The organism is Bacillus inaquosorum (assembly GCF_023238325.1).
Taxonomy (GTDB): domain Bacteria; phylum Bacillota; class Bacilli; order Bacillales; family Bacillaceae; genus Bacillus; species Bacillus inaquosorum.
In genome coordinates, this window is the sequence record NZ_CP096592.1 from 4038536 (window position 1) to 4053444 (window position 14909).

Annotated in this window: 15 protein-coding genes and 1 pseudogene; 1 reads left to right on the plus strand and 15 read right to left on the minus strand. The window is 40.6% G+C overall.

What is annotated here, in order from left to right:
* Positions 1-96: 96 nt before the first annotated feature.
* Positions 97-1032 carry a DMT family transporter gene (locus M1M80_RS20495; protein ID WP_060400072.1) on the minus strand — a complete coding sequence of 312 codons (936 nt, stop codon included), beginning with the start codon at positions 1030-1032 and terminating at the stop codon, positions 97-99.
* Positions 1033-1099: 67 nt separating this feature from the next.
* Positions 1100-1561 (minus strand): SDR family NAD(P)-dependent oxidoreductase, encoded by a 462-nt coding sequence (locus M1M80_RS20500; protein ID WP_225515539.1) that lies wholly within the window; start codon positions 1559-1561, stop codon positions 1100-1102.
* 661 nt (positions 1562-2222) lie between these two features.
* Between M1M80_RS20500 and M1M80_RS20505 the strand changes: the two genes are divergently transcribed.
* Positions 2223-2987 (plus strand): TerC family protein, encoded by a 765-nt coding sequence (locus M1M80_RS20505; protein ID WP_060399847.1) that lies wholly within the window; start codon positions 2223-2225, stop codon positions 2985-2987.
* Between the two features lie 276 nt (positions 2988-3263).
* On the opposite strand, the gene M1M80_RS20510 is transcribed toward M1M80_RS20505, so the two are convergent.
* The 13 genes and pseudogenes from M1M80_RS20510 to M1M80_RS20570 form a co-directional block, all read right to left on the minus strand.
* A complete protein-coding gene (locus M1M80_RS20510; protein WP_003236288.1) occupies positions 3264-3710 on the minus strand; it encodes a universal stress protein in 447 nt (148 codons plus the stop codon).
* 102 nt (positions 3711-3812) lie between these two features.
* Positions 3813-5222 carry an aryl-phospho-beta-d-glucosidase gene (gene bglH, locus M1M80_RS20515; protein WP_060399848.1) on the minus strand — a complete coding sequence of 470 codons (1410 nt, stop codon included), beginning with the start codon at positions 5220-5222 and terminating at the stop codon, positions 3813-3815.
* Between the two features lie 22 nt (positions 5223-5244).
* On the minus strand, positions 5245-7074 hold the full coding sequence (gene bglP, locus M1M80_RS20520) for a PTS beta-glucoside transporter subunit IIABC (RefSeq protein ID WP_060399849.1): 1830 nt from the start codon (positions 7072-7074) through the stop codon (positions 5245-5247).
* A gap of 298 nt (positions 7075-7372) precedes the next feature.
* Positions 7373-7888, minus strand: a complete 516-nt coding sequence (locus tag M1M80_RS20525; RefSeq protein WP_080429069.1) for a DUF2247 family protein — start codon at positions 7886-7888, stop codon at positions 7373-7375.
* A gap of 439 nt (positions 7889-8327) precedes the next feature.
* A complete protein-coding gene (locus tag M1M80_RS20530) occupies positions 8328-8831 on the minus strand; it encodes a hypothetical protein (RefSeq protein WP_060399851.1) in 504 nt (167 codons plus the stop codon).
* 16 nt (positions 8832-8847) lie between these two features.
* Entirely contained in the window at positions 8848-9228 is a 381-nt protein-coding gene (locus M1M80_RS20535; RefSeq protein ID WP_060399852.1) for a hypothetical protein, read from the minus strand.
* Positions 9229-9329: 101 nt separating this feature from the next.
* Complete coding sequence (locus M1M80_RS20540; RefSeq protein WP_060399853.1) at positions 9330-9581, minus strand: hypothetical protein; 252 nt, start codon at positions 9579-9581, stop codon at positions 9330-9332.
* Between the two features lie 3 nt (positions 9582-9584).
* Positions 9585-11102: pseudogene (locus tag M1M80_RS20545) on the minus strand (T7SS effector LXG polymorphic toxin); the annotation flags it as partial.
* A gap of 289 nt (positions 11103-11391) precedes the next feature.
* Positions 11392-11718, minus strand: coding sequence for an Imm8 family immunity protein (locus M1M80_RS20550; protein ID WP_014481380.1), 327 nt, complete (start codon positions 11716-11718; stop codon positions 11392-11394).
* Positions 11719-11734: 16 nt separating this feature from the next.
* Positions 11735-13351, minus strand: coding sequence for a ribonuclease YeeF family protein (locus tag M1M80_RS20555; RefSeq protein WP_060399854.1), 1617 nt, complete (start codon positions 13349-13351; stop codon positions 11735-11737).
* 19 nt (positions 13352-13370) lie between these two features.
* Complete coding sequence (locus M1M80_RS20560; protein ID WP_060399855.1) at positions 13371-13640, minus strand: YwqI/YxiC family protein; 270 nt, start codon at positions 13638-13640, stop codon at positions 13371-13373.
* 11 nt (positions 13641-13651) lie between these two features.
* A complete protein-coding gene (locus M1M80_RS20565; RefSeq protein WP_060399856.1) occupies positions 13652-14017 on the minus strand; it encodes a YwqH-like family protein in 366 nt (121 codons plus the stop codon).
* Between the two features lie 374 nt (positions 14018-14391).
* Positions 14392-14820, minus strand: a complete 429-nt coding sequence (locus M1M80_RS20570; RefSeq protein ID WP_060399857.1) for a very short patch repair endonuclease — start codon at positions 14818-14820, stop codon at positions 14392-14394.
* Between the last annotated feature and the right edge of the window lie 89 nt (positions 14821-14909).

Below are 14909 nucleotides of genomic sequence, written 5' to 3' on the forward strand. Positions count from 1 at the left end.
TCATTGGAATATGATTACAATGTTTTTTCTGGAATGTTTATGTTATTTTAAGAATCAAAAAAAGGCCTCTTAGGCCTTTTTATATTTTTTCTATCTTTATTGAATTTGTTCAATATCCTTACCCTCAGCCGCCAGATCCGCCTTCCCCTGCCTCCTGACAAGTGTCAAAGCCATGCCCGCAAAGATCATCACGATGCCAAGTGTTTGATAGAGGTCAGGGCGGAAGCCTGTGAAGACGGTATCGAGAACGATCGCGACAGCCGGGTCGAGGAAGACAATGATTGAAATAAACTTCGTTGATAAAAATCGCAAACTGTCAAAAAACAGTAAATACACGATGCCCGTATGGATGATACCGGTAGATACCACCATAATCCAGTTCCCTTGAGACAGATGGGCAAAAGCACCAAAATGAATAAACGGAATCAGGATGATGACCCCTAAACCGGTTTGCAAGAAGGTGGTCGTGTATGGGCTGAGGTTGTGAATGCCTTTTCCCAATAAAGTTGTGAACGCATAAAACAGTGCGGCGAGAACGGCCCAAATGATTCCTGATCCCATCAGCTGTGTAAATGAAGTGCTGCCGTTAATCCCGGAAATCAGCGCAGTTCCTAGAAAACAGATGATAATGGAGCTGACGGAGATGACATTTAATTTCTCTCTGTAGATGATGCTCCCCAGGAGAAGAACAAGCACCGGTGCAAGGTGATAAACGGAGATGGCGATCGTGACAGATGTTTCTTCAAAAGACTTAAACAAGAACACCCAGTTGAATACAAGAAAGAAACCGCACGCCAATGTTTGCAGCACTTCTCTCTTGCTCCATTTTTCGGTTTTATACTGCCCGGACACCAGCCAGCAAAAGCTTAAAAATAGCGTCGCGCAAAGGCAGCGGACAAAGACCAATTCAAATGAGGGAAGATTGGTATGCTCTGAGAAAAAGCCGATGGAACCGAAAATCACCATGGAGATGACCATTTTGATTATGGCTGTTGATTTTTGTTTTGGTATGATTGAGAGGTCTTGCTGCATCAAATGTATTCTACCTCCAGTTATGTATATGAAAAAGCACCCCAACTGTAAGGTACTTTTCCCTTTATTATAGTTTCTTGCCGGCCGTCCAGCCGCCGTCTATGACAAAGTTTGAGCCTGTAATAAAGTGCGCCTCATCAGAAGCCAAATACTTCATACAGGAAACGATATCACTCGGCTGCCCCCACGTATGGAGGGCATGATTATCTTTGATCAGCTGAACCATTTCATCGTCTTGAAAATACTCATCCGTCAATTCTGTTTGGATCACGCCCGGTGAAATGCTATTCACCCTGATTCCCTTTGACCCGAATTCCATAGCGAACTGCTTTGTCAGTCCGATGACCGCATGCTTGGAAGACACATAGGCAGCCCGCACAGGCTCTGCCATCAGCCCGGACACAGAGGCAATATTGATCATACAGCCTCGTTTTCCCAGCTTAGACCACAGCCTTGCCGCGTCCCGGGAAAGAATAAAGGCTGCTGTGAGATTAATGTATATGACTATTTGAATGATTCGGCTGATCATTCTAGAACAGGGGTGATTTTCCTTATTCCTGCTACGTTGATTAAGATGTCCGGAATCAATTGGCTATGTTCAAGCTTTGGTATCAAAAATTCTGCCTGCTGAACATCAGACAAGTCTGCTTCTTCCATGTGAAATTCACTGTTTCCTATAGATTCTGACAACTATTCGTTTGAATATCTACTCCAACGACCCGAAAACCGTCCGCTAGAAATTATTTTACCGCCAAAAAGCCGATTGCCGTTCCGCTATTTGCCCCAGTAATCATTATATTTTTTTTCGCCATTTTACATTTCTTCTTTTTTCATTTTGATAATTTTACATAATCTTGCATACTATAGTTTGTTCATATAATTTAGCATTACGTTCCATCCTCTATTTTCCATATTTTTATCATACAGGAAATTGCCAAAAAACTCATTTGCTTTTTAAGGAGAGAGATCATTATGGTTCAAGCTGCAGGTGCACGATGAAATGAGCAGATGATTTTTTACATCTATATCTGTTCAAAAATGTCCTTCCAGGTGAATTTTTTTGTTAGCAAGAAAAAGCAACCCAAGAAATACCAACCTGCTCAATAGAGTTAACTATAAATGAGAAGGGTAATACTGTTGATATCGAAACTTTTACGGCACACTTTACGTTTTAGAAAGGAAAGATGTTGATGGAGTCTATCTGGCTGGAATATGCCTGGACATTGTTAATCTTAATCGGATTAGAAGGACTGCTATCGGCTGACAATGCCCTTGTATTGGCAGTTATCGCCAAGCATTTACCCAATGATCAGAAAAAAAAAGCGATAAATTATGGAATCATAATGGCATTTGCCTTCCGGTTTGCGGCGCTTTTTGCCATTTCGTTTATCGCAAATGTCTGGCAGATTCAGGCGATAGGAGCAGCGTATCTTCTATACCTGGGCTTAAAGCATGTGATTAAGGCCCGTTTCGGGAAAAAAAGTGAGAATATTCATGAGGAGGACAAAGAGGAGGCTGCCGGGAAAGGTTTCTGGCCCACAGTCGGGAAAATTGCTTTAGCGGACCTCGCTTTTGCCATTGATTCGATTCTGGCTGCGGTTGCTTTAGCTCTCGGGCTTCCGGATTCACCACTTGATGATTTCGGCGGCATGGATGGAGGACAATTTATTGTTGTTGTCCTAGGTGGGATTGCCGGCCTTATCCTGATTAAGTTTGCAGCAACTTGGTTTGTAAAGCTTCTTAATCAGCGCCCTGCACTGGAAACAACCGCATATGCCATTGTGGCCTGGGTCGGTGTCAAACTGGTGGTCATTACCCTTGCCCATGAGGATATTGGAATCCTGGACCATCACTTTCCACACAGCACCACCTGGACGCTAATCTTCTATGGCGTATTAGTGGCCATTGCTTTATTCGGCTGGTTTGCGCCGGCCAATAAATCAGCAAAGAAATAAAGATATAAAAAGCAACAATGAATAGAAAACTGGAAAGTATATTGGGGCATCTAAACATATACTAATATTTGAAACCAAACAAGATAGAGGCGTCATCCCTTACTGATCAAGGGGGCGCCTCTTTTGGATATTGTTGTTATAATAAAAACAAATTTTTAAAGATTGTGTTTAATGAACAGTTTACGAAATTGTGGAAAAGCAAACTCTCTTCTAGCTATTTAAATACAGTAAGTCTCGGATGCTGGCCATTCGCCATATCAGATATTTAATTTTTATCTATCGAACAATTAAAACCGGGCAAGTTGATAATTGAGACACTTTATGGCTGACGCTTCCAAGCATCATTTCTTTCAGGCCGCTGATGCCCCGGCTGCCGACTACGATCAGGCTGACGCCTTTCTCTTTTGCGTGATTTAGTATCTCGTGCGCCGGCTCGCCATTCGCATAAATGATTTCAGCTTGAACACCGTTCTCGGCTGCATTTTCTTTTGCCTTCTCAAGAATTTTCATGCCTTCTTTTTTAACCTCATCCCTGATTTCATCAATAAAGTGTTCAGGCACATAGACAATTCCCGTCAGAGAAGAAGTCGTGACGACGGCTTCTCTCCCCACATGAAGGATGCTTAGTTCCGCCTGCTGTTCTTTGGCCAGATGCACTGCGGCATCAAGCGCTTTTGCACTCATGTCTGATCCGTCAATCGCAACTAACATTTTATTAAACATGCTCTTCCCGCCTTTCGGACTGTGGGTGGTTCATCTTTCTCTTTTATTGTCCGCCTGCTTCCGGTTATTGTCAATTGAAGTGCATGCGTTTTCAAAAAGATGTCAGAGACTCTCTCCGTTTGTGGCAATGACCTGCTGATACCAGCTGAAGCTTTTTTTCTTTATACGGTTTAATGTTCCGTTTCCTTCATTGTCCCGATCAACATAAATGTAGCCGTAGCGTTTTCTCATTTCCGCAGTGGATGCACTGACAAGGTCAATTGGCCCCCATGATGTGTAGCCGATTAAATCAACGCCGTCAGCAATGGCTTCCCGTGCTTCAATTAAATGTTCTCGCAGATAGTTGATTCTGTAATCGTCCTGGATCGTGCCGTCCTCGTCAACTTTGTCGACAGCGCCAAGGCCGTTTTCCACAATGAACAGCGGCTTTTGATAACGGTCGTATAAGGTGTTGAGAGTGATGCGCAAGCCTTTCGGATCAATCTGCCAGCCCCATTCTGATGATGTCAAATAAGGGTTTTTGACTCCGCCCAGCAGGTTGCCGCCTGATTTTGCAAGATCTTCCGGATCGGTGCTTGCCGCCATCGACATGTAATAGCTGAATCCGATGTAATCCACCGTATGTTCTTTCAAGATCTCTTCATCGCCTTCAGCCATTTCAATTTCAATATTGTTTTCTGCCAGGAAGCGCTTCATATATCCCGGGTACGCGCCTCGTGCCTGCACATCTGAGAAGAAAAGTGTTTTGCGCTCATTCTCCAGTGCCGCGAAGACATCCTCCGGCTTAGATGTCATCGGGTAGGTTGTCGTAGCTGCAATCATACAGCCGATTTTCGAACCAGGAATGATCTCGTGTCCCGCTTTGACGGCAAGAGCACTGGCCACAAACTGGTGGTGTGCCGCCTGGTACATCGCGTTTAATTTTTCTTCTCCTTCTTCAAAGACAAGGCCGCCGCCAGTAAACGGCGCATGGAGTACCACGTTAATTTCATTGAACGTCATCCAATACTTCACTTTGTGCTGATAGCGTTTGAAAACCGTTTTGGCATAGCGTTCATAGAACTCTATGACTTTGCGATTCTTCCAGCCGCCATAATGTTTCACTAAACCGAGCGGCATTTCATAATGAGATATGGTGACAACAGGCTCAATATGATGCTTTAACAGCTCATCAAACAGATCGTCATAAAATTTGAGGCCTTCTTCATTCGGCTCCTCTTCATCGCCATTCGGAAAAATTCTTGTCCACGCTATCGATGTGCGGAACGCCTTAAATCCCATTTCTGCAAACAAGGCAATGTCCTCTTTATAACGATGGTAAAAATCAATTCCGGTATGATACAGATTTAAAGAAGTCATCGATTCATCAAATGGAGACATGATGCCGTTCGGTGATACATCAGCTGTCGAAAGCCCCTTTCCGCCCTCGTTATAAGCACCTTCCACTTGGTTGGCAGCAACTGCGCCGCCCCATAAAAATCCTTCTGGAAATCTCTTTGCATTTGAACTCATATTGATCACCCCATCAGTTTTTTTAAGATAAAGCTAGCAGCGCTTCTTTTGTCTGCACTCTGCCGATTTCTTTCACCGGCGAAAACGAATATTGGTCTGTGTTGGTCACGATCACCGGGGTAATGACGTCATATCCCGCAGCTTTGATTTGTTCCAGATCAAAGGAAACGAGCAGATCTCCCGGTGCGACCTTGTCGCCTTCTTTGACGTGAGCCGTGAACCATTGTCCTTCCAGCTTCACCGTGTCCAATCCAATGTGTATGAGGATTTCTGCTCCCTGATCACTCGTAATGCCAATGGCATGTTTTGTTTTAAAAATGGTGGTAACGCTTCCATGAACAGGTGAGACAACTTCTCCTTCTTCAGGCTCAATGGCAAACCCTTTTCCCATGATCCCGGCAGAAAACACTCCGTCATTGACTTCACTTAATGCTTTCACTTCTCCTTTAATCGGGCTGTGAATGATTTCTCTGCTGCCTTCATGCACAGCCGGCTGCTGGCTGCCGTCAGAAGGCACATCCTCGAATCCAAGCAAATACGCAGCTGCTGTTCCCGCCGCGAAAGCAATCACAAGACCGATTATCGCGTAAATAAACGTTGGGCCGATAAAAACAGGGATGCTCGGCAGACCTGCATTCCCTCCGACGATATAGGAAGCAACACCCGTCATTCCGTAAAACGCGCCACCGGCTGCACCGCCAATCAAAGCGGCCGCAAACGGCTTTTTCAATCGCATATTCACGCCGTACATCGCAGGTTCTGTAATCCCCATCAGCGCCGTGATGCTTGTGGTAAGCGCAAGTGATTTAAATTTTTTGTTTCTGGAGCGAAGGAAGACGGCAAATGATGCTCCGGCCTGCCCCATATTCGCCAAAAACATAGCCGGCAATAAATAATCGTGGCCATTTTGAGCAATGTTGTTGATCATAATTGGCACAAAGGCATAATGCATGCCCGTCATAATGATTAAAGAGAACGTTCCCGCAAGCAAAATCATCGCCACAAGCCCTGCATGATCAAATAAATAATTGACACCAGCAGACAAGTATTCTCCTAAAATAGCGCCAAGCGGACCGACTGTAATCAATGTCAGCGGCACGACGATCAATAATGTGAATGTCGGAACTACAATCAATTTGAGAGACGCGTGTGTGAAACGGTCAATCCATTTTTCCACGTACGAAGCAATCCAAATCGCCAGCAAAATCGGAATAACGGTTGAAGAATAAGTGGCAGCGGTTACAGGAAGCCCGATAAAGGAAATCGGTTTCCCTGAACCAAGCAGAGCCGTCAATTCCGGATGCAGAATCGCCGCCGCAATGGCTGCCGCTACGTATGGATTGCTTCCGAATTTTCTCGCCGCACTCATCGCGAGCAGGAGCGGCAGGAAGTAGAACGCGCCGTCACCGACAGCCGTCAAAATGACATGAACCTGGCTCTTCTCCGCCATCCAGCCAAACGTAACTGCCAGCGCAACAAGCCCTTTGATCATCCCCGCTCCCGCAATCGCAGGCAGAATCGGGGTAAACACACCAGAAATCACATCAAAGACCGCACTCAGCACATTCTTTTTCTGAGAAGATGAACCAGCGCTCTTCTCATCACTGAGATTGCTGTGCTTCAGCATCGCCTGATACACCTTCGGCACATCGTTTCCAATGATAATTTGAAACTGCTCGCCGCTGATATTGGTGCCCATCACACCCGGCAACTGCTCCAACTGACTGCGGTCCGCCTTCGAATTGTCATGAAGATTAAAACGCAGCCTCGTCATGCAGTGAATCATGCCCCGAACGTTTTCTTCACCGCCTACGAGTTGTAATATGTCTTTCGATAATTTATCATAATCCATGTGTATACCTCCTTTTTATGGGGGACTGCTGGATGAAAGGTGGCCGCCTTTCACCAGCTTTTTTTGTATCAAATGCCGCATCACCTCCTAAATGAGAATAAAAAAACCTAAATGACACAGAATGCGAGAGTCTCCTCCTGCACCTGCACCATTTAGGTTTTGCCTGCTTTCACAGTAACAATCCTGACGGGTCGTTTTATTTGTTTGTAGGTATACTTTAGCACTAGATTTATGGGATGTCAACGCTTTCATTTTTGGTTTTTGACTAAGGGAATTACTTTTTAAGTAGTATTTATGTTTATAACGGTAAGCCATTTTTTATATTTTGTTTTTCTTTTACTAAAAAATCTTGAAACAAATTACATAATCTATTTATACTTTTTTCATAGGAATTTAAACGCGGGTTGCATCCATTATTAGAAGGCTGATAATGAATAAAATCCTCCATATCTTCAGGGTAATTCATATCTGCATAAACTTCTGCAAGCTTGCTCAAAAGTTCAATTGCATGATCACTATACTTTGATTTTACTTCAAGAAGAATAACATATCTCCATTTTCTTTTTTCAATAGCATAATAACTATTTTCTTCAACTCGTATTATATTTAAAATGGCTTCTTCAATATCATCCTTGTCTCCCCAAGCCAGTTCTAGAATTTCTTCTTGTTGTACACCCGGATGGTTCATCAAATATTCAACAGCATAATTCATTACTTCAATTTTGTTTATCCACCCTTGCTTCAACCCAACGTAAAGAGTTTTCCAATCGTAATTTACATGATGTACTTTGAAAGTATTTAAGGCGGTTTTCAATTTCTAACATCCTTGCTTTCATATATGTCATTAAATAAAAATAATTCCAAGTTGCTTTTTAAATATAACCTTTACCTTTGGTTCGTTATGAATATATATAAATAGATCAGAATTACACCTCTTTAATTGAGTAACATTTATAAACTTAGATTCAAAAACAAGCAACTCATTGAAGGCAAGACTTAGATTGCACTCCAAAGCGTATACATCCCTTGTCAGAATCAGTTTAAAGCCTTTCATATCCTGGATAGAATACATGAATACTTCTGCAAGGGGATCACTCGACACGCTTATTGGCTCGCTATCAAACAGTTCTAATAAATCATTTTCATTATAAATAGTAAAAATTACAAACCACCCCTTACCTTTTTATTTTGGTTGCTAGAAAGTGATGATAATTTTGAAAAACCTTAAAAGGTTCGCTCTTCATGGTTTTTCTTTATTTTAATGCCTCTTCTAATATGTTAATTTCATCATCTCCTACATCGTTTATAATAATGCCACAAAAGTTGTCATCACCATCTAAACAAAATAACACGTGATTATTTTCTATAAGAGATTCTATCTCATGAGCTGAAAATTGAATATGAACTATCTTATCTGTTATATATACGTTTAATATTCCTTTTTCATCGATATACGTTTCATTCTGTTGGAGGTCTACGCTAAGAACAGGAACCCCTTTTATTAGTTCAATGTTTTCAATATTCCATTCTTTAGATTTATAAACACTTTCACACAGCATTAATGTAATAGAACGAATTTCTCCTGTTTTTTGTGCAAATCCTATTTCGATTAATGATTTTTTAAAATCACCGGTTCTCCAGTATACCGTTTTATCTTCTGATATATCCCAATTTCCAAATTCTATATTAATTGGTGTATAGACATCAAATTCTACTTTCATAGGTTTTTTATCTCTACATTCTAATGTTTTTAACATGATTTCAAATTACCTGCTAATTACTTAAAAATTCTATGCTTATCCTGTCAACCTTTATCTCAACATGTTCCCCAATCAAATGAGGATATTCAGAAAAATACTCATCTTCATCAGTAAGAACAATTCCTGCATCAATTGAATCCTCTTGTAAAACTCCCCTAATATAATATTGATATCCTAAATCAATTCGTGTTATATCTTTTATTCCTTCTTTATTTTCACGAATCATTAACTCATCAAAAATCGTAAAGCCAATCAACACAGGATATTTTTTCCCGACTTCGATTTCATAAGGACAAACTGATGAAAAACCTGTGAATTCAATACCATCAATTTTGAGTGTCACTTCCGCTTCTATATGTGTATCAAGTCCTTTAACAAGCGCTTTATATATCATAGGTGAACCTCTATGTTTTTTATTATATTGAATAAGATAGAGATTGTTTTTATACATTAAAACCTTGAAAGGCGTTTTGCCAATCAAGGTTTTATCATAGGCTAAGACTCAAAAGCTGTTTTTTCTGGAAATACACCTCCTTCTCTTACTAAACAAACAGCTAATCTTTGTGCAGCTCGATCAAAATAAAATGTTGACGGGAGATCTTTATCAGGAATTTCTTCTAACTCTGAAAACTTCCTAGTTATTTTATTTAATTTAATTTTACCCATAGTATTTTCATTAGGTCCAAATTTGTAAACCACAGTTTCATCATCTTCATATTCTTTTAGTAATAAAACGTATGAAGCCAATTTTTACTCCTCCTCTGGTGGATACCAAGGTCGTCCGGACTTTACTGTTTTATCGTGTGCCGTCCTATAATCCGTCTTGAATATCCCTTCAAATTTCGATTCAAAAAGTTCATGATTTAATAAATCAATATCATTTTTATGGTAAGTCCCTCTTTGAAGTCTATCCCATGCTTTTGCGATTTCATAATCTGGATCGAATCGACCTATTCCGTGTTCCTTCTTGTGCTCTCTGATAAACAAATGCTCTTTAATTCTCTGTACTCTTTGTTTAGTCATTCCTGTATTATTAGCGATAGACTGAACATCAGTTTTTGACTTTCTAAATACTTTGTACATCTCATCTGCTTTGTCTAATTGTTTAAGATATTCATCAATTGAAAGTTCTCGGCCACCAGTCTGGATATTACCTGTAACCTTAGCAGCAACCTTATTAACCTCACCCTTACTTTCCTTCTCCGCAACATGTTTAGCCACATCTGTGACAACGCGTTTCCCGCCTCGGACCGCCAATTTTTTAACAGCACCCTGAGGGCTTACCCACTCAATAAATTCATATTGAGTTCCGGCAAGAAACGAATCAAGTGGCTTAGCTCCACCTACTTTATCTTCTGGAATGTAAGAAACCTCTTCTAGACGCTTTTTCCCTCCAGAGTAGAATTCTCTCATAATTTGGCCGTTTTCATATACAAAATATTTGCCGCCGACGTAGTCGATGCTTGCAGTATCGCGAGTTAGTTCGTCAATCACTTCTATCGTATCTATCTTTTTTAATCCTTTATGATTATATAGTTTATCATTTATCACCCGTATGTCTCCATAGACTTTCGGGTGGGCTGCTGCTTCCTTCTGTAATACAGTTACGTTACTGTCATCAGCATGAATCTCACGCTCGATCTTCTGTTGTTTGCCATCCTTCATCACGGTATCAACGTTGGACTGCTTATGTTTCTCTAGCTTCTTCAGCATCATCTCCATCGGTGAATCATCAGGCTGCTTCATTTGCGGGTTAATGGCGCCGAAGGTTTGGTTGATGTTTTCTTCCTCCTGTGATTTCAAGATCGAGCCGCTTTTGTAGCCTGTGATTTCAATTTTCGGGCCGGTGTACATGTTTTCGAGCTGGTCTATGTATTTTTTCATCGTTTGAAAATCTGATTTTGCGGTTTCTAGTGCTTGGGTTTGCTGGCCGTCAAATTGAAAGAGCTTATGCAGGGTGTCTGTAATCAGCCGTTCAGCCTGTTCTGTTTCCATCCGAAAAAAGGAATCATTGACTGTCGGCAGGCTGACGATGTGGTCGATGGCTGATGTCTGCCGATTGACTGCGTCTGTGAGCTGTTCTGTCACTTCTCGTGCATGCTTGACCCCGTGTCTTGCATCGTGTGAGAGAAAAGCCTCTGCAATCATGCCATGGGAGTCAGATTCTACTGAGGAAATCCCGTGCTGCGTTTGTTTCAGCACTTTTTTGTATTCGTCGATAAACATGCCAGAGAAAAGGTGAAAGGGTTTATGAACTAGCTTTATAAAATATTTTTATTAAAAAACCTTGAAAGGCACTTTGCCAATCAAGGTAAAACAGTTACCACTACACTACTCTAAAGCTACTCACTAGGAAGCAAACCAGAGGGTCCTGAAAACCATTTAATTAAAATAGTTATGATGTGAGATTTTTATAACCAGGAATCTCTTCTAACATGAAAAACCTCTAGTTGTTTATCATATAACATGTGTATTAAATTCGAAATTGATTACAGTTCCGATATATTCATATTCTTTTAGTATAACTATAAGCGACTAGCCAACAACTCTTTTGGTGTTATCCTTGTAATTTAAAGTATTGAGCTAAATTATTCATATACTTATCATAGTCATCGTCTTTACATTTATTCATGATAGTCTCTACAGTAGAATTGACAGTTTTTATATTAAAATCTCTCATTATGAGATATCCATGACCTAATTCAATTTTTGTACTTTCAAGTATCTTATCCAATCTTTTAGGACTAATAATATTAAAAGTAAATAAATCAGAAGCACCTGGTATATCAGGCAATCCTACGTCAAGTTCAAATGAAACGTAGAAATCATCAGCGTCCTCACCCCAATTTTCATAGTCTTTAGTTAAAGCTTTAATTTCTAACATAATTATATCCCACCTTTTAATCTAAAATATCAACATGTACATTTCTTAATTCTGTTTTTGATCCTACAACAGTAATTTCATTTTCAGTGAAGTTCGCTCTCCACATTTTTTCCTTTGGTTTATATTGCAATCTGAAAGCTCTCATTTTATCTACACTTTTGTACCCTAAAAAATTTCCTGCTTTATCATACATTTTTTCCGCTCCTTGACCAACCCAGCCTTCTCCTGCATCTAGTGCATTCTGACGTGTTGAGCTACCAAGAGTTGATAAACCTTTAGGGGAATTTTTTATTCCTATAACCGTTTGGGAAGAGCTTAAATTATCTACATATCCAGGATGCCACCACTTACTATTAACACTGCCTTTAGAAGGTTTCTTTTTTACGTCTCCCTTTATATCCTTCTCCACTACATGTTTAGCCACATCTGTGACAACACGCTTCCCGCCTCGGACCGCCAATTTTTTAATAGCGCCCTGAGGACTTACCCACTCAATAAATTCATATTGGGTTCCGGCAAGAAATGAATCCAGTGACTTAGCTCCGCCTACTTTATCGTCTGGAATGTAAGACACTTCTTCTAGACGCTTCTTCCCTCCAGCGTAGAATTCTCTCACAATTTGGCCGTTTTCATATACAGAATATTTGCCGCCGACGTAGTCAATGCTTGCAGTATCACTTTCTAGCTCGTCAATCACTTGAATCGTATCTATCTTTTTTAATCCTTTATGATTATATAGTTTATCATTTATCACCCGTATGTCTCCATAGACTTTCGGGTGAACTGCTGCTTCTTTCTGCAGAACTGTTACGTTACTGTCATCAGCATGAATCTCACGCTCGATCTTCTGTTGTTTGCCATCGTTCATCACGGTATCAACGTTGGACTGCTTATGTTTCTCCAGCTTCTTCAACATCATCTCCATCGGTGAATCATCAGGCTGCTTCATTTGCGAGTTAATAGCGCCGAAGGTTTGGTTGATCTTTTCTTCTTCCTGCGATTTCAAGATGGAGCCGCTTTTGTACCCTGTGATTTCAATTTTCGGACCTGTGTACATGGTTTTGAGCTGGTCTATGTATTTTTTCATCGTTTGAAAATCTGATTTTGCGGTTTCTAGTGCTTGGGTTTGCTGGCCGTCAAATTGAAAGAGCTTATGCAGGGTGTCTGTAATCAGCCGCTCAGCCTGTTCTGTTTCCATCCGAAAAAAGGAATCATTGACTGTCGGCAGGCTGACGATGTGATCGATGGCTGATGTTTGGCGATTCACTGCGTCTGTGAGCTGTTCTGTCACTTCTCGTGCATGCTTGACCCCGTGTCTTGCATCGTGTGAGAGAAAAGCCTCTGCAATCATGCCATGGGAGTCAGATTCTACTGAGGAAATCCCGTGCTGCGTTTGTTTCAGCACTTTTTTGTATTCGTCGATAAACATGCCAAAGAAAAGGAGAAAAGGCTTGTGGCACTCCTCGTAGAAGGTCCGGATCGCATCTCCGCCTTTTCCTTTTAGCGCATCCTTCATGCCTGCCAGATGCTCAACGCTTTTTTCCAGCTTCTCCAGCTGCTGTTTTTGCTTGTCCAATTTCTCAATGGTATGCTGAATGCCCTCGTGAAGAGCGTGGACATCTAATGTTTTCAATCCCTTGTCCTCCCGCGCTTTATTTCATGGAAGATGATATGTTTTCATCCGTTTCCTTCATGGCGTTTACCGCGCTTTCCGTTTGTGCAATATGCTTGGCCAGAACGGACGCATATGCTTCAGTGATTTCTTTGATGTCCTCATTTAATTGCTCGATGGACTTTACAACATTCAAATGGTTTCGTCCTGAGATATGGCCGGGCAAGGAGGACTTGAGTTCCGCTGAATTCTTAAGCTGAGAGAGCCCTTGCTTCACTGTGCCATAGACCATTTTAATTTCCTGTGCCATTTGTGCTCACCTCACTTTTTATGTTTTTCCTTCTCTATTTCGTGCTCTATTCTCGTGATTTGGCGTCTTATGGAATATACGTCGCCCTCTAATGAATGGATTTTTCCTTCAATGCTTTCGATGATTCCGCTGACTTGTTCACTTTTGATTTGACGATATGCTTTGTTCATTTCTTCACGAATATCTTCAAACCGCTCAGCATGTGTTCCTCTCCATGCCTCCCGGTTAAGATGAGGCCGGTGAATGAGATGCTGGGCCTCGGAAAATTCGTGTTTGATTTGCCTGATTTCGTGCAGCACTCGTTTTAACTGATGGATCTGTTCCTGTTTTTCATGTAAGTCGGCTTTTACCGAATGTAACAACATTTCACTATGCATGCCGCAACACCTCGTGTTTCTATCAAACTGTGTCAATTCTTTACAATACAGACTATTTTCATATTACATGATGGGTCATATTGGATAAATAGGTAAAAAGGTTTGTCTTGAGGAAAATTTAAATAAGTATATTTATCTATCATCCTCTCCATTCCTCTTTCTCGCGAATGTCATTCAGCTTACACAGGACTATAAGTGTAGGTACAATCGACCTCATTTGATTCGCGGTGCCATTTACAAATATCTGTTACCTATAGTCAATAATAATGATAAAATTAGGATCTATATACATCTAAAGTGAGAGGGGGAAAATATAGCTTCGATGGGGATTAATTAAGAAAACCATTTTAAAACCTAGATGACTAATCCTCTTATTATCTTTTAGAGTATCCATCTTTTGTTTCTTTTATAAACTTTTCAATTTTATCTATTGCCATGTTAAAATCTTTCTTGAATTCATGCTCCCATATCCTTAAGATATTCCAGCCTTTCTCTTTGTAATAAAACGTTACTTCACTATCCCTGATCTTATTGCGTTTTAGTTTAGCCTCCCAATATTCTTTATTGCTCTTTGGCATATTTCCATGAATATCACAACCATGCCAAAAACAAGAGTCAATAAAGATCACTATTTTATATTTTTTTATTGCAATATCAGGTTTTCCCAACAGAGATTTTACATTTCTTCTAAAGCGCACTCCTCTTCTCCATAATTCAGCAACTGCTTTATCTTCTAATTTTGATTTTGATTTTATAGCTTGCATGTTTTTTCTTCTTTGTTCTTTTGTATGTGTATCAGACATTAAATCACTCCTTACCTTTTCAATATTCATTTTTCCCCGTTTAATTAAACTTAAATCTTATAAAAGGTAAAAACAAACGTTCCCCTTGC